Origin of the sequence: Rhodococcus sp. IEGM 1372, assembly GCF_030056835.1 — a bacterium.
GTDB lineage: Bacteria > Actinomycetota > Actinomycetes > Mycobacteriales > Mycobacteriaceae > Rhodococcoides.
This window is the reverse complement of sequence record NZ_JASHKS010000002.1, coordinates 365,905-386,684: the sequence shown is the minus strand read 5'-3', so window position 1 is coordinate 386,684 and position 20,780 is coordinate 365,905. Positions and strand designations below refer to the sequence as shown.

General features: G+C 65.5%; 18 protein-coding genes and 1 pseudogene. 11 read left to right on the top strand and 8 right to left on the bottom strand.

What is annotated here, in order from left to right; translation table 11 throughout:
• Positions 1–6 precede the first annotated feature (6 nt).
• From QM590_RS04325 to proB, 9 genes are all read left to right on the top strand, one after another.
• On the top strand, positions 7–2,682 hold the full coding sequence (locus QM590_RS04325) for a valine--tRNA ligase (protein WP_269593775.1): 2,676 nt from the start codon (positions 7–9) through the stop codon (positions 2,680–2,682).
• Positions 2,683–4,113, top strand: a complete 1,431-nt coding sequence (folC, locus tag QM590_RS04320) for a bifunctional tetrahydrofolate synthase/dihydrofolate synthase (RefSeq protein WP_269593776.1) — start codon at positions 2,683–2,685, stop codon at positions 4,111–4,113.
• Positions 4,110–4,499: a DUF4233 domain-containing protein gene (locus QM590_RS04315; protein ID WP_094670662.1), complete on the top strand. Its 390-nt coding sequence runs from the start codon at positions 4,110–4,112 to the stop codon at positions 4,497–4,499. The genes folC and QM590_RS04315 overlap by 4 nt, the downstream gene beginning before the upstream one ends.
• 69 nt (positions 4,500–4,568) lie before the next feature.
• Positions 4,569–4,982, top strand: a complete 414-nt coding sequence (gene ndk, locus QM590_RS04310) for a nucleoside-diphosphate kinase (protein ID WP_269593777.1) — start codon at positions 4,569–4,571, stop codon at positions 4,980–4,982.
• A 503-nt stretch (positions 4,983–5,485) separates the two neighbouring features.
• Positions 5,486–8,899 (top strand): translation initiation factor IF-2 N-terminal domain-containing protein, encoded by a 3,414-nt coding sequence (locus QM590_RS04305; protein ID WP_317812982.1) that lies wholly within the window; start codon positions 5,486–5,488, stop codon positions 8,897–8,899.
• Positions 8,900–9,134: 235 nt separating this feature from the next.
• On the top strand, positions 9,135–9,446 hold the full coding sequence (gene rplU / locus QM590_RS04300; RefSeq protein ID WP_032394581.1) for a 50S ribosomal protein L21: 312 nt from the start codon (positions 9,135–9,137) through the stop codon (positions 9,444–9,446).
• Between the two features lie 60 nt (positions 9,447–9,506).
• Entirely contained in the window at positions 9,507–9,770 is a 264-nt protein-coding gene (rpmA, locus tag QM590_RS04295; protein WP_032379202.1) for a 50S ribosomal protein L27, read from the top strand.
• A gap of 175 nt (positions 9,771–9,945) precedes the next feature.
• A complete protein-coding gene (gene obgE, locus QM590_RS04290; protein WP_037193128.1) occupies positions 9,946–11,397 on the top strand; it encodes a GTPase ObgE in 1,452 nt (483 codons plus the stop codon).
• Positions 11,398–11,399: 2 nt separating this feature from the next.
• On the top strand, positions 11,400–12,539 hold the full coding sequence (gene proB / locus QM590_RS04285) for a glutamate 5-kinase (RefSeq protein ID WP_188078663.1): 1,140 nt from the start codon (positions 11,400–11,402) through the stop codon (positions 12,537–12,539).
• On the opposite strand, the gene QM590_RS04280 is transcribed toward proB, so the two are convergent.
• The 5 genes and pseudogenes from QM590_RS04280 to QM590_RS04260 all read right to left on the bottom strand — a co-directional run bounded on the left by QM590_RS04280 (position 12,512) and on the right by QM590_RS04260 (position 18,042).
• Entirely contained in the window at positions 12,512–13,363 is an 852-nt protein-coding gene (locus QM590_RS04280) for a Sir2 family NAD-dependent protein deacetylase (RefSeq protein WP_094640217.1), read from the bottom strand. The two genes, proB and QM590_RS04280, sit on opposite strands and share 28 nt — an antisense overlap.
• A 118-nt stretch (positions 13,364–13,481) precedes the next feature.
• Positions 13,482–13,880, bottom strand: a complete 399-nt coding sequence (locus QM590_RS04275; protein WP_032379201.1) for an ectoine synthase — start codon at positions 13,878–13,880, stop codon at positions 13,482–13,484.
• 41 nt (positions 13,881–13,921) lie between these two features.
• Positions 13,922–15,199 (bottom strand): diaminobutyrate--2-oxoglutarate transaminase, encoded by a 1,278-nt coding sequence (gene ectB, locus QM590_RS04270; RefSeq protein WP_256980928.1) that lies wholly within the window; start codon positions 15,197–15,199, stop codon positions 13,922–13,924.
• A 48-nt stretch (positions 15,200–15,247) separates the two neighbouring features.
• A pseudogene (gene ectA, locus QM590_RS04265) lies at positions 15,248–15,748 on the bottom strand (diaminobutyrate acetyltransferase); the annotation flags it as partial.
• Positions 15,749–15,924: 176 nt separating this feature from the next.
• Positions 15,925–18,042: a RecQ family ATP-dependent DNA helicase gene (locus QM590_RS04260; RefSeq protein WP_269593779.1), complete on the bottom strand. Its 2,118-nt coding sequence runs from the start codon at positions 18,040–18,042 to the stop codon at positions 15,925–15,927.
• A 107-nt stretch (positions 18,043–18,149) separates the two neighbouring features.
• On the opposite strand from QM590_RS04260, the gene crcB (QM590_RS04255) reads away from it, so the two are divergent.
• Complete coding sequence (crcB, locus tag QM590_RS04255; RefSeq protein ID WP_269593983.1) at positions 18,150–18,569, top strand: fluoride efflux transporter CrcB; 420 nt, start codon at positions 18,150–18,152, stop codon at positions 18,567–18,569.
• Entirely contained in the window at positions 18,566–18,940 is a 375-nt protein-coding gene (gene crcB, locus QM590_RS04250; RefSeq protein WP_149406230.1) for a fluoride efflux transporter CrcB, read from the top strand. The genes crcB (QM590_RS04255) and crcB (QM590_RS04250) overlap by 4 nt, the downstream gene beginning before the upstream one ends.
• A 22-nt stretch (positions 18,941–18,962) precedes the next feature.
• Here crcB (QM590_RS04250) and QM590_RS04245 read toward each other — a convergent pair whose 3' ends face one another.
• Genes QM590_RS04245 through QM590_RS04235 form a run of 3 tightly spaced genes read right to left on the bottom strand, consistent with a single transcriptional unit; the run spans position 18,963 to position 20,704 of the window.
• Positions 18,963–19,367 carry a VOC family protein gene (locus QM590_RS04245; RefSeq protein ID WP_269593780.1) on the bottom strand — a complete coding sequence of 135 codons (405 nt, stop codon included), beginning with the start codon at positions 19,365–19,367 and terminating at the stop codon, positions 18,963–18,965.
• 9 nt (positions 19,368–19,376) lie between these two features.
• Complete coding sequence (locus tag QM590_RS04240; RefSeq protein ID WP_269593781.1) at positions 19,377–19,835, bottom strand: helix-turn-helix transcriptional regulator; 459 nt, start codon at positions 19,833–19,835, stop codon at positions 19,377–19,379.
• A complete protein-coding gene (locus QM590_RS04235; RefSeq protein WP_269593782.1) occupies positions 19,832–20,704 on the bottom strand; it encodes a ribokinase in 873 nt (290 codons plus the stop codon). Before QM590_RS04235 ends, QM590_RS04240 begins: the two co-directional genes overlap by 4 nt.
• Between the last annotated feature and the right edge of the window lie 76 nt (positions 20,705–20,780).

The window sequence follows — 20,780 nt, the reverse complement described above, 5'->3', positions numbered from 1 at the left end:
CGACCGGTGACCAGTTCAGCGCCAGAGCACTCAGAGAACCCCGCCGATTCGATCGACCTGCCCAAGAGCTGGGATCCCAGTGCGGTCGAGGCGGAGCTGTACCGGTCCTGGGTCGACGCCGGGTACTTCGAAGCCGACGCGACCAGCGGCAAGCCGCCCTATTCCATAGTGTTGCCCCCGCCCAACGTCACCGGCAGCCTGCACATGGGCCACGCTCTCGACCACACGCTGATGGACGCGCTCAGTCGTCGCAAGCGGATGCTCGGGTACGAGGTGCTGTGGTTGCCGGGCATGGACCATGCGGGCATCGCCACGCAGACCGTCGTGGAGAAGCAGCTCGCCGCCGACGGAAAGACCAAGGAAGAGTTCGGCCGCGAGGCGTTCATCGACAAGGTCTGGGACTGGAAGCGTGAATCCGGCGGAACCATCGGTGGGCAGATGCGACGCATCGGCGACGGCGTCGACTGGAGCCGCGAGCGATTCACCATGGACGACGGCCTGTCCGAGGCCGTGCAGACGATGTTCAAGCGGATGTTCGACGACGGTTTGATCTACCGCGCCGAGCGACTGGTCAACTGGTCGCCGGTGCTGCAGACCGCCATCTCCGACATCGAGGTCAAGTTCGAGGACGTCGACGGCGAACTGGTGTCGCTGCGCTACGGCTCGCTCGACGATTCCGAGCCACACGTCATCGTCGCGACCACCCGAGTCGAAACGATGCTCGGCGACACCGCAGTCGCGGTCCACCCCGATGACGAACGATACAAGGCTCTCGTCGGCACCACCCTCGAGCACCCGTTCACCGGACGGCAGATCCCGATCATCGCCGACGACTACGTGGACCCCGAATTCGGCACCGGAGCAGTGAAGATCACCCCGGCACACGACCCCAACGACTTCGAGATGGGCGTGCGGCACTCGTTGCCGATGCCCTCGATCATGGACAAGGCAGGCCGGATCACCGATACCGGAACGCAATTCGACGGTATGGATCGCTTCGAGGCGCGCGTGAAGGTGCGTGAAGCACTCGCCGAGCAGGGCCGCGTCGTCGCCGAGAAGCGCCCCTACCTGCACAGCGTCGGCCACTCCGAGCGCAGCGGCGAGCCGATCGAGCCACGTCTGTCGCTGCAGTGGTGGGTCAAGGTCGACACCCTGGCGAAGGCGGCCGGTGACGCAGTGCGTAACGGCGACACCGTCATTCATCCCAAGAGTCAGGAACCGCGCTGGTTCGCCTGGGTCGACAACATGCACGACTGGTGCATCTCGCGTCAGCTGTGGTGGGGTCATCGGATCCCGATCTGGTACGGACCCGACGGCGAGACCGTCTGCCTCGGACCGGGGGAGAGCGCACCGGAGGGCTGGGAGCAGGATCCCGACGTCCTCGACACCTGGTTCTCGTCCGGGCTGTGGCCCTTCTCGACGATGGGGTGGCCCGACGCCACGGCCGATCTCGAGAAGTTCTATCCCACCGGCGTTCTCGTCACCGGATACGACATCCTGTTCTTCTGGGTCGCCCGCATGATGATGTTCGGCACCTACGTCGGAGCGGACGACGCGATCACCGCAGGTAAGCAGGGGCCGCAGGTTCCGTTCCGAGATGTGTTTCTGCACGGCCTGATTCGTGACCAGTTCGGCAAGAAGATGTCGAAGTCGCGCGGCAACGGAATCGATCCTCTGGACTGGGTCGATCGTTTCGGTGCCGACGCGTTGCGCTTCACGCTCGCTCGCGGTGCGAACCCGGGTGCCGACATGTCGGTCGGCGAAGACCATGCGCAGTCCTCGCGCAACTTCGCCAACAAGTTGTTCAACGCCACCAAGTTCGCTTTGATGAACGGCGCGGCACCGGCAGATCTGCCTGCCCGTGCCGAGCTGACCGACGCCGACCGATGGATTCTCGATCGACTCGAAGAGGTTCGGGCAGAGGTGGATTCGGCGTTCGATCGCTACGAGTTCAGTAAGGCCTGCGAGGCGCTGTATCACTTCGCCTGGGACGAGGTCTGCGACTGGTACCTCGAGATCGCCAAGGTGCAATTCGCCGACGAGACCATCGCCGCCACCACGCGCGGGGTTCTCGGTAACGTCCTCGACGCCTTGCTGCGATTGCTGCATCCGGTGATTCCGTTCGTCACCGAAACGCTGTGGAAGGTGCTCACCGGCGGCGAGTCGCTGGTGATCGCCGCGTGGCCCACTGCCTCCACCGATTCGCTGGATTCTGTTGCGGCACAGCGTATCGAAGACATGCAACGACTCATCACCGAAATTCGCCGGTTCCGCAGCGATCAAGGACTCAAGCCGTCCCAGAAGGTGGCGGCCCGCATCGTCGGAGTCTCCGAATCGGATCTGGACGGGCAGATTTCGGCGGTCACCGCATTGGCTCGACTGACCGAGCCGGCCGAGGACTTCGCGGCGACGGCGTCGGTCGAGGTGCGTCTGAGCAAGGCCACCGTGGTCGTCGAACTCGACACCTCGGGCACCGTCGACCTGGTCGCCGAGCGGGCCCGACTGGTGAAGGATCTCGCGGCTGCGGAGAAGGAACTCGCGCAGACCACCGGCAAGCTCGGCAACGAAGCGTTTCTCGCGAAGGCACCGGATGCGGTGGTGGACAAGATCAGAACACGCCAGACGATCGCAGGCGAAGAGATCGCCCGCATCACGGCGCGGCTCGAATCGATGGGAACCTAAGTGACCGAATCCGACGAGGCCCTGCCCCTGCCTCCGCCGAGCCCGGTCGATCTGGCCGAGCTCGCACTCGTGGAGGCCGAGCTCGACAAGCGTTGGCCCGAAACGAAGATCGAGCCGTCGACGGCTCGGATCTCGGCGCTGATGGACCTGCTCGGCTCGCCGCAGAGGGCGTATCCGTCGATTCACGTCGCGGGCACGAACGGCAAGACCTCGGTGACCCGCATGATCGATGCGCTCCTCACCGCGTTCCATCGGCGCACGGGCCGCACCACAAGTCCGCACCTGCAGATGGCGACCGAGCGGATCAGCATCGACGGCAGGCCCATCTCGCCGCGGCTCTACGTCGACACCTACAACGAGATCGCTCCGTTCGTGGACATGATCGACGCGCAGTCCGAGGCTGCGGGCGGACCCCGCATGAGCAAGTTCGAGGTGGTCACGGCCATGGCGTTCGCGGCGTTCGCCGAGGCCCCGGTCGAGGTTGCCGTCATCGAGGTCGGACTCGGCGGGCGTTGGGACGCCACCAACGTCGTCGACGGCGAGGTTGCCGTCATCACCCCGATCGGCCTCGATCACGTCGAGTTCCTCGGCGACGATCTCGCGACGATCGCGGGAGAGAAGGCGGGGATCATCAAGAAGGCACCGGAATCGCTGGTGCCGCGCGATACCGTCGCGATTCTGGCCCAGCAGAAGCCCGAGGTATCCGAGGTCCTGCTGCGGGCAGCAGTGCAGGCGGACGCCGCGGTGGCGCGGGCCGGATCGGAATTCACCGTGCTCGGCAGGCAGATCGCCGTGGGTGGCCAGCAACTGGAACTGCAGGGGCTCGGCGGGGTGTACACCGACGTCTTCCTTCCGTTGCACGGCGAGCATCAGGCGCACAACGCGTCCCTTGCACTCGCTGCGGTCGAAGCGTTCTTCGGTGCCGGGCCGGATCGCCAGCTCGATCAGGACACCGTGCGCGCTGCGTTCGCCACGATCGTCAACCCCGGTCGACTCGAGCGGGTACGCAACGCCCCGACAGTGTTCCTCGATGCCGCGCACAACCCGCACGGGGCAGCAGCGCTCGCAGCCGCCCTCACCGACGAATTCGATTTCCGCAAACTCGTCGGCGTCGTCAGCGTCATGGCGGACAAGGATGTCGGAGCGATTCTCGAGGCACTGGAACCGGTGTTCGACGACATCGTCGTCACCCACAACGGGTCCGCGCGGGCGATGGACGTGGACGCGTTGGCCGACATCGCGGTGGCCAAATTCGGCGACGAACGCGTCGTGGTGGCGTCGACCCTGCCCGATGCGCTGGAAACGGCGATCGGGTTGGCCGAGGAAGTGGCCGAGCCGGGTGAGGCCGTGTCCGGTGCCGGAGTCGTGGTGACCGGATCCGTGGTGACCGTCGGTGCAGCTCGCACTCTGTTCGGAAAGGACCCCGCGTGAGCGAGACAGAGTTCAGACCACCCACGAACGATCCGTGGAAGGGGTTCCGCGGTGTCTGTGCAGGAACGTTGGTACTCGAAGCCATCGTCGTTCTGCTCTCGCTGCCTGTTGTCGCCGTCGTGGGCGGCGGTGCAACGTGGTTTTCGACCACGTACATCGTTCTCCTCGCGGTCGCGATGATCGCAGGCGCCGGCAAGCAGGGTGAGCCCTGGGCGATGAAGTTCAATCTGATTCTGCAAGTGTTCGTTCTGTTCGGAACGGTGTTCCATCTGTCCATCGGCATCGTCGGCTTGATCTTCATCGCCGTGTGGCTGTATCTGCTGTACCTGCGCCGTGACATCACCGAGCGCATCCGACGTGGGATGCTGCCGGGGCAGCGCGACTGACAGGGGAAACCTGTCGGTTTCGGCGATGCGCCGCGCGCCGCATCGCCGTGTTCCATTAGTGTCGTCGACGTGACCGACCGCACCCTTGTACTGATCAAGCCCGACGGAGTTGCCCGGCGTTACGTAGGAGAGATCCTCGGCCGCGTGGAGAAGAAGGGTCTGAGCATCGTCGCACTCGAGCTCAAGACCGTCTCCCGCGAATTGGCCTCGGCTCACTATGCGGAGCACGAGAGCAAGCCGTTCTTCCTCGAGCTGCTCGAGTTCATCACGTCCGGACCGGTGGTGGCCGCGGTACTCGAAGGCCCCCGCGCCATCGCTGCGTTCCGCCAGATCGCAGGCGGCACCGATCCCGTGGCCAAGGCGGTTCCCGGCACCATCCGCGGTGACCTCGCGCTGGACGGTCAGCAGAACCTGGTACACGGATCGGATTCCGTGGAATCGGCCGAGCGCGAGATCGCACTCTGGTTCCCCGGTCTCGCCTGACCGTTCCACCCTCGACAGAAAAAGCAGCGTTCTCGTCGTCACGCCGCATCCGCTCGGAACCCGATCGGTGCGGCGTGGCGAGCACGCATCACAGCGTGTGGGATACTCGACAACAGATCGACTCCACGTCGCCAGTAGGTACAGGTTTCACGCTCCACCCGAAGCCCAGGCTTCACCGAAGTTCGCTAGACCGGTGTCGTGGATTCGATCGGATGACTGTCGTCTATCCGCTGCCCGTCATCGCAGATGCTCGAACGAGAGACAGGCTCGTTCGCGTTCTTGCTTGATGATCAGGCGCTCGGATCGCCGGTATACCACCATCCAGCCAGGCACCGCACACGCTGTCGTCGACCATCGAGAACTACGAAGTGGTCATCGGCTCGGGTGCGGAGCGAGACCGAACAGCTGACGTCCAACCCGACGTGAGTACACAAGGATTGCCCTCGCGTGGCCGCGTCACACCCGAAGTCGGATGGACGCGCCCGGGGGCCCGAGGAGACTACGTGGCCGATCAAAGCCCGCCCGAAGATGTACAGAACGCAAACGCAGATCGTACGGAGCCCTCCGGCGCGGTGTCGTCTGCGGAAACCGACACGGTGTCGTCGGCGCAACCCGACACGATCGAGCTGCCGACCAGGCTGCGCGTGCACGCTCTGGCAAAGATTCTGGGCGTCACCAGCAAGCAGTTGCTCGTCACCCTCGGTGAGCTCGGGATCGAAGCGCGCAGTGCACAGTCGAGCCTGAGCCGTGACGTCGCGGAGTCCGTTCGTGACTCGGTCAACGCGCCCACAGCGCCCACCGGGCAGACAGTCGAGTCGTCGACTGCCGCGCAGCCGGAGCCGGTTGCGGAGGAACCCGTCGAGGCCCCGTGGTCCGAGCCGCAGCTGTTCACCAGCGCGCCCGCTCCGGAGCCGGAGGCCGATCGGTCCGCGGCAACGACCGACCAGCCCACCGCGACGACGTTCGCCACCCCGCTGTTTCTGCAGCCCGCAGCCGTGGACGCCCCAGCGACGGAATCGGCGGAGTCACCGGCGGAGCCCCCGGCGCGCCGTCGCCGCAGCCGCAAGGCAGCGCCCAAGGACGAGATCGCCAGCACCGACACCAGCGCGGACACCGACGGCAGTGAGTCCGCGGTGACGTCGGAGACTGCTGCACCCGAGACCTCTGTACCGGAGACCTCTGCAGTCTCGACCGACCGGTCCTCTTCCGAGGCCGACGAGTCGAGCGCCGCCGAGGGATCGACCGACGGTGACGGGGACGACGATCAATCTCAGCCTCGACGCCGCCGCCGTGGACGCCGTGGCCGCGGCCGTGGTCGCGGCGAGCAGTCCTCGGACGACTCGAACGACGACAATTCCGACGACGATTCCGACGGCGACTCGGAGACCACCGATTCGGCCGACGCAGAATCGACCGATTCCGACTCGGACGAGTCCTCGTCGAGTGACGAGCAGCAGTCGAACTCGGGACGACGCTCGCGTCGATCGCGCACGCGCAGCCGCACCTCGGACCGGCAGAACTCCGATTCGACCGATTCCTCCGACGACACGCGCACCGCGGACTCCTCGGCCGAGGACGGCGACGACGAGTCCGATTCGGGTGCCCAGGACAATTACGACGACTCCGACAACGGCGGTTCGGACGGAGACGGCTCGAGCCGTCGTCGTCGACGCCGTCGCCGGCGCAAGACCGGAGCAGAGGCCGCTGCCGAGGGCGCGTCGTCCGAGGACGATCCGCCCAACACCGTCGTGCACGAGCGCGAGCCGCGCAACAAGAGCCGGGCACCCCGGGACGAGGTCCAGGGAATCACGGGCTCGACGCGTCTCGAGGCCAAGCGTCAGCGCCGCCGCGACGGGCGCGATGCCGGTCGTCGTCGGCCGCCGATCCTCACCGAGTCCGAGTTCCTGGCTCGCCGCGAATCCGTCGACCGCGTCATGGTCGTGCGTGAGAAAGCGACTCCGGATCACCCGCTGACCACTCAGGTTGCCGTGCTCGAAGACGGTGTGCTCGTCGAGCACTTCGTCACCAGCAGTGCCACCGCGTCGATGGTCGGCAACGTCTACCTGGGCCGCGTACAGAACGTGCTGCCCAGCATGGAAGCAGCCTTCATCGACATCGGGCGTGGCCGCAACGGCGTGCTGTACGCGGGCGAGGTCAACTGGGACGCTGCGGGGTTGGGTGGAAACTCACGAAAGATCGAGCAGGCTCTCAAGCCGGGCGATCAGGTTCTCGTCCAGGTCAGCAAGGACCCGGTGGGGCACAAGGGTGCTCGCCTGACCACGCAGCTGTCGCTCGCGGGTCGATTCCTCGTCTACGTGCCCGGTGGAAGTTCCACCGGCATCAGCCGCAAGCTGCCCGACACCGAGCGCAAGCGGCTCAAGGAAATTCTCCGCGACATCGTGCCTCCCGAGGCCGGCGTCATCATCCGCACCGCAGCGGAGGGCGTCAGCGAAGAAGAGCTCGCACGCGACGTGACTCGCCTGCAGGCGCAGTGGGCCAGCATCGAAGAACGCTCGGCCAACGCCGAAACCGGCAAGGGCGTGCAACCACAGACGCTGTACGAAGAGCCCGACATGCTCGTCAAGGTCATCCGTGACCTGTTCAACGAGGACTTCTCCAAGCTCGTCATCGAGGGCGACAAGGCATGGACGACGACGTCGAACTACGTCGAGACCGTGGCCCCGGACATGATGGAGCGGTTGCACCGATACGAGGCCGACGACAGTTCCGTCGACGTCTTCGCCGCGCACCGCATCGACGAGCAGCTGGCCAAGGCCCTCGATCGCAAGGTCTGGCTGCCGTCCGGCGGCACCCTGGTGATCGATCGCACCGAGGCGATGACCGTCGTCGACGTCAACACCGGCAAGTTCACCGGGTCGGGTGGCAATCTCGAAGAGACGGTCACTCGCAACAACATCGAGGCCGCCGAGGAAGTCGTGCGCCAGATGCGGCTGCGAGACATCGGCGGCATGATCGTCGTCGACTTCATCGACATGGTGCTCGAGTCCAACCGCGATCTCGTACTCCGGCGACTGACCGAGTCCCTCGGACGCGACCGGACTCGCCACCAGGTCTCCGAGGTGACCTCGCTCGGTCTGGTGCAGATGACCCGCAAGAAGCTCGGCACGGGCCTCGTCGAGGCGTTCTCCACCACGTGTGAGCACTGCCAGGGTCGTGGCATCGTCGTGCACCCGTTCCCCATCGACGCCAAGCCGGACAACGACGGCGGTCGGTCGAACTCGTCGCGTTCGGAATCGGGCAACTCGGGAACGAGCAGCAGGCGTCGTCGTGGCAAGGACAACAAGGCCGAGGGCAACGATCGGTCCGACGGCAACGAGCGGGCCTCCTCGAACGATCGGGCCGGTGCGGCAGACGGTCAGGACCACCCCGTGGTCGATCCGTCGATCAAGCGGGCGCATCCGGTGGCACTGGCCATGGCGGCGCACCACGACGACGTGGTGGCCGACGTCAGCCCCGCCGATGTCGAGACACCTGCCCCCGAAGCTCCCGGCGGCGACGCCGAGGTGACCGTGGTCTCCGCCGACGATGTGGACGTTGCGGCTGCTGCGGTGGCCGACGCGGAGACGAACGTCACGGCAGTCGATTCGGCCACCGAGACCGAGGCCGAACAGCCTTCCGTCGAGCCGGTGGCACCGAAGGCTCGACGCGGACGGCGGGTGGCGCGCAAGGCAGCCGCGCCGACCGGCACAGCGCCCGACGCGGGCATGGTGATCGTCGTTCCTGCCGCGGACGACACGACCTCCGACCAGGCGGGGACGGCACCCGACGAGGTGGCGGCTCCGCTCACGGCGGCGGCCGAACAGTCCGTGGAGCCGGTGGAGGTGCCGGCGGCACGTCCTCGCAGACGGCGCGCAGCAGCGCGGCCTGCAGGGCCTCCGGTGGACATCGATGCCTAGCAGCGCGGGGCAGTTTGACCCTGGCCGTCTCTCTGCCGTAACCTTGATAAGTCGCTCCCGGTGACACCGTTCTGCTGTGCCGTAGTGGCCTTGCAGGAAACAACGGTTCTCGAGCGGGCCTAGGTGAACATCGCCGTGGCCGGCCGATAGGGAGCAAGCAAACACGTTTTACCAGACCAGTCGTGTTGCCATGCGCAACGCGAGCAAGTTCGAAGAAGCAAGGGGTAGCCCTCCGATGGCAACGTACGCGATCGTCAAGACCGGCGGAAAGCAGTACAAGGTCGCTGTTGGTGACCTCGTCAAGGTCGAGAAGATCGAGGGAGCGCCCGGCACTGCTGTCTCGCTTGCTCCGGTCCTCGTCGTAGACGGATCCGACCTGACCACAGATGCAGACAAGCTGGCGAAGATCTCGGTCGCCGGTGAGATCGTCGAGCACACCAAGGGCCCGAAGATCCGCATCCACAAGTTCAAGAACAAGACCGGATACCACAAGCGTCAGGGACACAGGCAGAAGCTCACTGTCCTCAAGGTCACCGGCATCAAGTAACCAGGTCCCCTCAGGACCTGAGTTCTTCCAAGCTGATTCACCCCGAGGAGGGTATGCAACATGGCACATAAGAAGGGCGCATCAAGCTCCCGTAACGGTCGCGACTCGAATGCTCAGCGCCTCGGCGTCAAGCGTTTCGGCGGCCAGACCGTAGGCGCAGGCGAGATCCTGGTTCGTCAGCGTGGCACGCACTTCCACCCCGGCGTCAACGTCGGCCGTGGCGGCGACGACACCCTGTTCGCACTCGCCCCCGGCGCAGTCGAGTTCGGTGCCAAGCGCGGTCGCAAGACCGTGAACATCGTTCCGGTTGCTGTAGAGGCCTAGTCCTTCTGCAGCGCTGGCGCTCACAATGGCCGACGCGACCGGGCAACTGCTCGTGTCGACCATCCACGGCGTACGTTCACAGCTCCCGATAGGGGCGGACCAGGGTCATGAGACCGGTCCGCCCCTATCGCTTTTTTCTCCCGCTTTCTCTTTCACGAAAGGATCGAAGACAGCTATGTCACGATTCATCGACCGCGTGGTGCTGCACGTCAGCGCCGGCAAAGGTGGCAACGGCTGCTCTTCGGTTCACCGCGAGAAGTTCAAGCCTCTCGGCGGCCCGGACGGCGGTAACGGAGGGCAGGGCGGCGGAGTCGTGTTCGTCGTCGACAGCAACGTCCACACTCTGCTCGACTTCCACTTCTCCAGCCATGCCAAGGCGGGCAACGGAACTCAGGGCATGGGTGGCAACCGTGAGGGTGCCAACGGCGAGGACCTGATTCTCAAGGTTCCCGACGGCACCGTCGTGCTCGACAAGAAGGGCAACGTGCTCGCCGACATGATCGGCGAGGGAACACGTTTCGACGCCGCCCCCGGCGGCCGCGGCGGCCTGGGCAACGCAGCTCTGGCCTCGAAGGCTCGGCGGGCACCCGGATTCGCGCTGCTCGGCGAAGAGGGCATCGAACGCGAGCTCGTCCTCGAACTCAAGTCCGTCGCAGACGTGGGCCTCGTCGGTTTTCCGTCGGCCGGTAAGTCGTCGCTGGTCTCGGTGCTGTCCGCAGCGAAGCCGAAGATCGCCGATTACCCCTTCACCACATTGGTGCCCAACCTCGGCGTGGTCTCCAGCGGAGACACCACCTTCACCGTCGCAGACGTTCCCGGGCTGATCCCCGGCGCGAGTCAGGGCCGAGGTCTCGGTCTCGACTTCCTGCGTCACCTCGAACGGTGTGCCGTTCTCGCGCACGTCGTCGACTGCGCCACACTGGATCCCGGCCGCGATCCGATCTCCGACGTCGACGCCCTCGAAGCCGAGTTGGCCGCGTACAAGCCGGCGCTGTCCGGAGACGCCAGCCTCGGCGATCTGGCCGATCGGCCCCGCATCGTGGTGTTGAACAAGGCCGACATTCCCGAGGGTGCCGAGTTGGCCGAGATGGTCACCGCCGAGTTCGAATCCCGTGGCTGGCCCGTGTACACCATCTCCGCGGTGACGCGTGCCGGTCTCAAGCCGCTGACATTCGCATTGGCCAAGCTCGTCGAGGAGTACCGCACCGCGCATCCGGCTCCCGAGCCGCGGCGTCAGGTGCTGCGCCCGGTCGCTCGGAACGACGACAGCTTCAAGGTCGTCAAGGATCCGGACATCCCGGACGGCTTCATTGTTCGCGGTACCCGACCCGAGCGTTGGGTGCGTCAGACGCAGTTCACCAACGACGAGGCCGTCGGCTACCTCGCCGACCGCCTCGCGCGGCTCGGAGTCGAGGACGCACTCATCAAGGCCGGCGCTCAGCCCGGTGCTTCGGTCACCATCGGCGACGTGTCGTTCGACTGGGAGCCGCAGACTCCGGCCGGTGTCGAGATCACCATGACAGGCCGTGGCACCGATGCCCGTCTCGATCAGGTCGAACGCATCGGCGCATCCGAACGCAAGCATGCCCGCCAGGTACGTCGCGGGCTCGATACCGAACAGGAGTAGACGTGGCGGCGGTGCGTGAATCCGATTCGCTCGCAGAGGCTCTCACCGATACCCGTCGCACGATCGCCGATGCCAAGCGCATCGTGGTCAAGATCGGTTCCTCGGCACTCACCAGCCTCGACACCGGTCTGGATCTGACTCGACTCGATCTGCTCGCCGACGCCATCGAGTCTCGGATGCGCAGCGGCACCGATGTGGTGGTCGTGTCCTCCGGTGCGATCGGCGCAGGGATGGCACCGTTGGGCCTGACCAAGCGTCCACGGGACCTGGCCACCAAGCAGGCCGCTGCGAGCGTCGGTCAACTCGCTCTGGTTCATGCATGGAGCTCGTCGTTCCACCGGTACGGGCGCACGGTCGGACAGGTTCTGCTGACCGCCGAGGACATCGCGCGACGAACCAACCACCGCAACGCTCAGCGCACCCTGGATCGGTTGCGCTCGCTCGGTGCCGTGGCCATCGTCAACGAGAACGACACGGTCGCCACCGCAGAGATCCGGTTCGGCGACAACGATCGCCTGGCTGCTCTGGTCGCCCACCTCGTCGGTGCGGACGCACTGTTCCTGCTCTCGGACGTGGACGGGTTGTACGACGGTGATCCCCGCAAGGGCAAAGCGACACTGATCCCGGAGGTGACCAGCCCCGAGGATCTCGACGGTGTCGTCGCCGGTTCGGGGGGAGCGCTCGGCACCGGCGGAATGGCCTCCAAGCTGTCCGCTGCGCGTCTCGCGGCCGACGCCGGCGTTCCGGTGCTGCTGGCCGCGGCATCCGATGCTGCTCATGCGCTGACTACGTCCGCGGTGGGTACCGCTTTCGCTGCCCGGCCGACGCGGTTGTCGGCGCGCAAGTTCTGGGTCCGTCATGCCGCCGATGCTGCCGGAGAACTGCACCTCGACGCCGGGGCAGTGCGTGCCGTGGTGGAGCGGCGACGATCGCTGTTGTCCGCTGGTATCACGTCGGTGACGGGTTCTTTCCACGGCGGAGACGTGGTGTCGTTGGTCGATCACGCGGGCGTACTGGTGGCTCGCGGGGTCGTCGCGTACGACTCGGGGGAACTCGCCGGGATGCTCGGGCGGTCGACAGGGGAGTTGGCCGCAGAGCTACAGCGCCCGGTGGTTCATGCCGACGATCTGGTTCCTGCCTGATCGACGTCGTCGGCCAACGCGGTCGCTACCTCGGAACACCCGGCGTGCAGTGTGAGAGAAGCGAATTCGTCGCCCCGAGTGGTGCCGCGGTTGACGATGACGATGGGCTTCGACGTCTTGGACGCGTGTCTGACGAACCGCAGGCCCGACATCACGGTCAGTGAGGATCCGAGCACCAGCAGCGCGTCGCTTCGGTCGACGAGATCGTATGCCTCGGCCACGCGCGGCTTGGGCACGCTCTCACCGAAGTAGACGATGTCGGGTTTGAGTATGCCCGAACATGATTCGCAGTCGACCATGCGGAAGTGCGCGGTCGAGGAAATGATGGCGTCGGCATCGGGGGCGATCTCGACGCCGTCCGCGGGCGCAACGGACTCGAGAAAACCGGGATTGGCGCGATCGAGTCGGCGGGCCAACTCGAAACGCGAGATCAACCGCTCGCAGTTCAGGCAGCGAACTCGGGCGTAGACGCCGTGCAGGTCGATGACGCGTCGGCTGCCCGCCTTGGTGTGCAACATGTCGACGTTCTGGGTGATGATCCCGGTGACGACGCCCGCCCGTTCGAGTCGGGCGAGAGCTCGGTGGCCGTCGTTGGGCACGGCGGCGTCCATGTGTCGCCACCCGACATGGTTGCGTGCCCAGTAGTGCCGACGGAATTCGGCGTCACCGATGAACTGCTGGAACGTCATCGGATTTCGAGGCGGTGACTGCGGACCGCGGTAGTCGGGAATCCCGGAGTCGGTGGACATGCCCGCACCGCTGACCACGGTGACGGTCTTCCCATCGAGCAGGGAAGTCAGCTGCTCGTACGGTGCCGCGGACACAGGGGTTGCATTCACTTCGTCCAGGATAGCGATCCCTCGCCGGATGGGCACCGTGGATACGCCAACGGCCCGCACCGACCTGGATAGCGTCGGTGCGGGCCGTGAGGACGTGCCAGTGTTACGCGGGTACCTCGACGAGGGGGTACACACCGTTCTCGTCGTGCGTCTCGTTGCCGACGACGGGAGGGTTGAACACACAGAGCATGCGCATCTGGGTGCGCGGTTCGACAGTATGGCGCTCGTGTCCGTTGAGCAGGTACATCGATCCCGCACCGAGCTCGTAGGTCTCGCCGGTCTCGCGGTCCGTGAGCGTTCCCTCGCCCTCGATGAGCCAGACGGCCTCGACGTGATTGGCGTAGTGGAAGTTGTTCACCGTGCCGGCCTGGATCGTCGTCTCGTGGAACGAGAATCCGACCTTGTCGCCGCCGAGAATGATTCTCTTGCTGCGCCAGTTGCCGTCTTCGCTCGAGATGTCGCGGTCGGTACCGGTGATCTCCTGCGTGGTGCGAACGATCATGTCGATGTCCTCCTTCGATATCGGTGCGTGCGAACGGGTCTCTAGGAGAGGACCTTCGCGACGGCACTTTCGATGATGTCCAGGCCGCGATCGAGCTCGTCGATCGTCGTGGTCAGCGGGGGAAGCAGCTTGACGACCTCGTCCTTGGGGCCGGCGGTCTCGACGAGCAGACGCTCGTCGTAGCACAGCTGAGACACCTTGCCGGCGAGTTCTGCGTCGTCGAACACCAGGGCCTGAACCATGCCACGGCCGCGGGTGGAGATGCCGTCGAACTTGGCGCACAGCTTCATGAACCGGTCCTGGATGTGCTCGCCCTTGACGAGGGTTTCCTTCTCGAACTTGTCGTCGGACCAGTAGTGGTCGATGGCGGCCTTCGCCGTGACGAACGACGGGTTGAACCCGCGGAAGGTGCCGTTGTGCTCGCCCGGCGACCACACGTCCAGCTCGGGCTTGAAGAGAGTCAGCGCCAGCGGCATGCCGTAGCCACCGATGGACTTGGACAGCGTGACGATGTCCGGGGTGATGCCTGCTTCCTCGAACGAGAAGAACTGGCCGGTGCGTCCGCAGCCCATCTGCACGTCGTCGACGATCAGCAGGATCTCACGGCGCGAGCACAGCTCGGCCAGGGCGCGCAGCCACTCGGGGCGCGCGACGTTGATGCCGCCCTCACCCTGGATGGTCTCCACGATCACTGCGGCCGGGCGGTTGAATCCGCTGCCGGAATCGTCGAGCACGCGCTCGAACCACTGGAAGTCCTCGGTGACGCCGCCGAAGTAGTTGTCATACGGCATCGGAGTGGTGTGCACCAACGGAATTCCGGCTCCCGCTCGCTTCATCGAGTTGCCGGTGACCGACAGCGCGCCGAGGGTCATGCCGTGGAATGCGTTGGTGAAGTTGATGATCGCCTCGCGGCCGGTGACCTTGCGAGCGAGCTTGAGTGCGGCCTCGACGGTGTTGGTGCCCGTCGGCCCGGGGAACTGAACCTTGTAGTCCAGGCCGCGGGGATCGAGGATGTTCTTCTTGAACGACTCGAGGAACTCCCGCTTGGCGACGGTGGACATGTCGAGTCCGTGCGTGATGCCATCGCTGGTGATGTAGTCGACCAATGCGCTCTTGATCAAGTCGTTGTTGTGGCCGTAGTTGAGAGCGCCTGCGCCACCGAAGAAGTCGAGGTAGTCGTTGCCGTTCTCGTCGGTGATGACCGAGTTCTTCGCGGTGGTGAACACGGCGGGCCACTGGCGGCTGTAGCTACGCACGCCGGACTCGACGGTCTCGAATACATCGGGCTTCTCTGTTGTCACGGTGTTCTTTTCGGTCATGTTCTGCTTGTTCCTTTCGTAATTCCGCGACGCGTCGGGGCCTACTGTGTAGAGCTCCTCGGCTTCGTGGCTATCAGGGAAATCGTTGGGCGCGAACAAATCCGACCTGACGATATCGGTGCCTCGCTTACGTGCGAGGCTCGTGAAGGTTGCGATCGACGCTTCGTTGTCCGGGCTGATCGTCGTTTCCAGATGCGTGATGCCCTGTGGCTCGAGGCGGTCGAGCAGCTCCATCAGCATGCGACCGGCAAGTCCCTTGCCACGCTGATCCGCATCCACGGCGACCTGCCACACGAACAGTGTGCGCGGGGCGTCCTGGCGGATGTATCCGGTGACGAAACCGACTGCGCGGCCGTCGATGTCGGATACGACGGTGGTGGCCGCGAAATCACGGCACCACAACACGTACGAGTAGCTGGAATTGAGATCCAGAACTCGCGAATCTCTTGCGATCTCCCAGAGCCGGACTCCGTCGGAGATCTGTGGCTTACGAAACTTCACTGCGTCCGGCGCAGTGAGCGGGGTACCTCTCAGCAATGCGGGCTTCATAGGAAATACAAACGTAACAAGGTCGCCGAGGCATATCGAGTGCGCCGGGAAATCGACCCCGGAATCGGACATGCTTCCCCAGGTTAACCCGTCAATGTGATGCTGGTCACTTCATCGGCGCCCGGCTGGCTGTACCCGCAACGACGGAATTCAAACCACTCGCTTCCGACGGACCGCTACTTGGGTGTCGCCAGAGCGAACGGAAGTACCGCTTCGGCACCCGCAGATCGCAGAGCCGACGTGACGCAGGTGAACGTCCACCCAGTGTCGGTCAGCAGATCGATCAGCAGAATCGGCCCTGTCACGGACGATACGTCCGGAACGTCCCACGAGTCCACCAGCCCGGCGACCCTGAACGCCGAATTGGCCGCCGAGACCGGCGGATGACCGGCCCTGACCTGCATGACACCGAGATCGTCCAATTTTCCGACGGCAGCCAATCGCTCGGCGATCGATCGCACCAGCACCGGATGGGTGGGGGAGTCGAGAGCCAGAACCGCAGTGGGTCGCTGCTTCCAGTCCCAGTTGGCGAGCACGGTGATGCACGCCTTCTCCAATGCGTCGGTGGCCGGAGCATCGGGTGCATCGAGCAGGGCACGCAGCCGGCTGCCCCAGCCGAGGTCGGTGAGTCGACCCAGCACGCGCCCGGGTTCGTGTGGGTCGGCGATCTTGCCCGAGAGCGACACACCCAGCTTCTTCATGCCACTGGGCCACTGCTTTCTGGGCTGCAAGTCGATGCCAGGCCGGTCCAATCGTGCCCGTGCCGAGTCGACTGCGGCCGCATCCACCGATGCCGACAAGTGCTCACCGGTGCAGTTGTCGCAGCGTCCGCACTTGTCGGACTCGCTACCGGGTGCGCCCAGATCCGGGTCGTCGAGCTGCCTCCGCAGGAACTCCATCCGGCAGCCGTCGGTGCCCTGGTAGTCGATCATGGCCTGCTGTTCGCGGTCCCTGGCCTGTTCGAGACGCTCGTAGCGTCCCGCGTCGTACGTCCACTGTTCCCCGGTGGCCATCCAGCCGCCACGAACGCGTCTGACCGCGCCGTCGACGTCGAGGACCTTCAGCACCATCTCCAGCCTGCTGCGATTGAGTTCCACCAGAGGCTCCAGCGCCTGCGTCGACTGGGCCTTGTCGGTGTTCAAGGCATCGATGACCTGCCGCACCAGATGCTCGCGGGGGAACGCGACGGAGGCGAAGTAGCTCCAGATCTGGCGATCCTCGTGACCGGGTAGCAGCACCACATCGGCGCGCTCGGTGGCGCGACCGGCTCGGCCGACCTGCTGGTAGTACGAGATCGGGGACGACGGTGCCCCCATGTGCACGACGAAGCCGAGATCGGGCTTGTCGAAGCCCATGCCCAGTGCGGACGTGGCGACGAGGGCCTTGACTCGGTTGGCCAGCAGGTCACCTTCGAGCGATTCGCGCTCGGTCGGATCCGTCTGACCGGTGTACGACGCTACGACGTGGCCCTGATCGGTGAGCAGCGCCGCGAGGTCCTTCGCGGCCGAGACCGTCAGCGTGTAGATGATTCCCGAACCCGGCAGGGTTTTCAGGTGATCGGCGAGCCACGCGGCCCGTTCGGTGGCGTTGTCGATCTTCACCACCGCCATGCGCAGAGAGTCGCGTGCGAGCCCGCCGCGCAGTACCAGCGTGTCGCCGCCGCCGACACCCAGCTGTGCGGCGACGTCGTCCACCACGCGGTCGTTCGCCGTCGCTGTGGTCGCGAGCACGGGGATACCGTCACGCAACTCGGCGATCAGGGTTCTGATACGTCGATAGTCGGGCCGGAAATCGTGGCCCCAGTCGGAGACGCAATGTGCTTCGTCGACCACGACCAGGCCCGCATCGCCTGCCAGGGACGGCAGCACCTGATCGCGGAAATCTGGATTGTTCAATCGCTCCGGACTGACCAGCAGCACGTCGAGCTCGCCCGAGGCGACCTGCTGATGGATGTCGTCCCACTCGGTCATGTTGCCCGAGTTGATGGTGGCAGCCCGGACGCCCGCCCGCTCGGCGGACGCAACCTGGTTGCGCATCAACGCCAACAGTGGAGAGACGATCACCGTCGGACCGAGGCCCTGTGCGCGAAGCAGTTTCGCCGCGATGAAGTAGACCGCCGACTTGCCCCAACCGGTCCGCTGCACCACCAGCGCCCGCCGCCGGTGCACGACGAGGGCCTCGATGGCCGTCCACTGGTCTTCCCGCAGCACCGCAGCCGGGCCGGCGAGTTCGCGCAACAACTCTTCGGCGCTCGCGCGCAAGTTCCCGGTCGTGGGCTCCGTGGTCGTTGTCATAGGCTCCATCGTGCAGCAAGCATCCGACATCCAACGCGGGCCGGTCGGAAACGGTCGGACCGTGCAGCCCGAGAGGACCAGCGGTGATCGATCCCGATTCCGATTCGATGCCGGCCGACCAGGGGCCCGTGCACCGTCACCTCTGGGCACTGGCCGTGGTGTTCGTCGGTGGTGCGGCGGGCACGGCGGTCCGCTACGTGATCGAGGAGCAGCTTCCGCACTCGGCGTCGCAATGGCCGACGGCCACCTTCGGAATCAACATCGCCGGTGCGTTCGTGCTCGGACTTCTGCTCGAGTCGCTGGTTCGCGGCGGGCCCGATGCAGGAGTTCGGCGCAGGTTACGGCTGCTGCTCGGTACCGGTTTCTGCGGCGCGTTCACCACGTACAGCACCTTCGCCCTTGAGACGGTGGACGGGATTCGAGGTGGGTTCACCGGACTGGCAATGGCATACGCAGTGGTCAGCGTGATTCTCGGAATACTTGCGGCCTGGGCTGGAATCGTGCTGGCAGGCAGGGTGGTTCGATGATCGCTCTGTGGATCGCGGCGGCCGGCGGTTTGGGGGCAGTCTTTCGCTTCGTCGTCGACGCTGAAGTGAAATCACGTCTCGCGGCGCGGACGAGCTTTCCCTGGGCGACGGTCGGCATCAACGTGTCCGGATCGTTTCTGCTGGGTGTGCTGGCCGGATGGGTGATGTTCCGAGCCGGCTCCACCGACGTTCAAGCCGTCATCGGTACCGGGTTCTGCGGCGGGTACACCACCTTCAGCACGGCGAGTGTCGAGACCGTGCGGTTGCTCCAGCAGGGGCGTCGACGCGATGCCGCCGTCAACGTGACAGTCACCGTGCTCGCGTCCGTACTCGCGTGCGCAGGCGGCCTGGCGCTCGCGTCGTCGATGTAGGACGGTCGATACGAGGACGAATTCACGCCTGGCTGACGCGCACCATGTTGCCGGCGGGGTCACGGAATGCCGCGTCGCGCGCACCCCACGGCTGACTCGTCGGCTCCTGCAGAATCTCGGCGGTGCCCGCCGCGCGAATTCTCTCGAAGGCCGTATCGAGGTCGTCGGCACGAAACAGCAGGCCCGGAAGCTCGCCCTTGGCGAGCAGGGCCGCGATCTGATCGCCGAGTTCCTGCGACCGGCCCGCGTGGGGCTGCGACAGGACGATCTCGATTTCGGGCTGGTCGTCGGTGGACAGAGTGATCCAGCGGTAGCCGTCGTTGGCAACCTCGCTCTTGACCTCGAGTCCCAGAGCGTCGCGATAGAACGCCAACGAGGCATCGGGGTCGTCGGTGTAGACGTGTACGTGGCTCAGTGAAAGTGACATGGGGAAAGGCTAGGACGCTCCGGCCGTCGATGCTTCTTCGATTCTGCTCGGTTCGGTGGCAGCCACAGTGCGGCGCATCGGCCGACCCAGAATCATGGCCGTGCACGTCGGCACCGCCCGGCTGTCACGGTGGTCGCGGGCGCGGTATGCGCTCGGTGTCTCGCCGACGATCTCGGTGAACCGCGAACTGAACGATCCGAGACTGGTACAGCCCACCGCGAAGCACGCCTCGGTGACGGTCACATCGCCGCGGCGCAGCAAGGCCTTGGCGCGTTCGATCCGTCGAGTCATCAGATGTGCGTAGGGCGTCTCGCCGTAGGCCTCGCGGAAGCGGCGACCGAAGTGCGCGGTGGACATCAGTGCTGTGCGTGCCAGCATGGGGACGTCGAGTGGCTCGGCGAATTCGCGATCCATCCGGTCTCGCGCGCGACGTAGAAGTCGGAGCTCGTCGAGGTCGGGGGCATTCATCCTGCGGCCGCATCTCGTAGTGCGTCGATGTCTTCGCGAGTACCCGAGGACGTACTCGCACCAGGCCTTGTCGCGGCGAAAGACCCGGCAGCGCAGGCCCATTCGACTGCCGTTCGCGGGCCGTCGAACCAGGACGCGGCCAGTGCTCCGGCAAATGCATCGCCGGCACCGGTGGTGTCGACGGCGTCGACGCGCGGAGCGGCGACCTCGAACGATTCCGAGCCGCGGTATCGAGCGCCTCTGGCACCGAGTGTGGTGATCACGTGCGCCACTTCGTTCACTCGGTTTCCGAGACGGGCTTCCTCTGCTTCGTTGACTACGAGCACGTCGGTGGCCGCCACCAGGGCGTCGGGCAAATCCTGAACCGGTGACGGGTTCAGCATCGTCACCACGCCGCGAGATCGGGCGTACTGGAATGCGGTCACCACGGTATCGAGCGGAATTTCCAACTGACACAACAGGATAGCGGCGTCAGAGATGACGGCGAGGTCGTCGTCGGTGAGGTCCCGAACGTGTTCGTTCGCCCCGGGGACGACGACGATGCTGTTCTCGGCGTGATCGTCGACGGAAATGGCGGCAATTCCGCTCGAACCCGGTGCCGTACGTAGCGCTCGGTCGTCCACGCCCGCGCTGGACAGTGTTCGGCGCAGTGTCTCACCGAATTCGTCGTCTCCGACCGCTCCGATGAACGACACGGGAACGCCGGCCTTGGCGGCGGCGATGGCCTGGTTGGAGCCTTTGCCGCCCGGTGAGGTGGTGAACGATGTGCCCAGCACTGTTTCACCGGGGTCGGGCAGGGAGGGAGTCCGGGTGATCAGATCCATGTTGATGCTGCCGAGAACGACGATGCGGGGGTTCGAAGCGGACACCGACGAACTGTATCGCTCCGGCAGTCGGCCCTGACCCCGAACTGCCAATTGCAGATTGTTGACAATCTGAATTCGG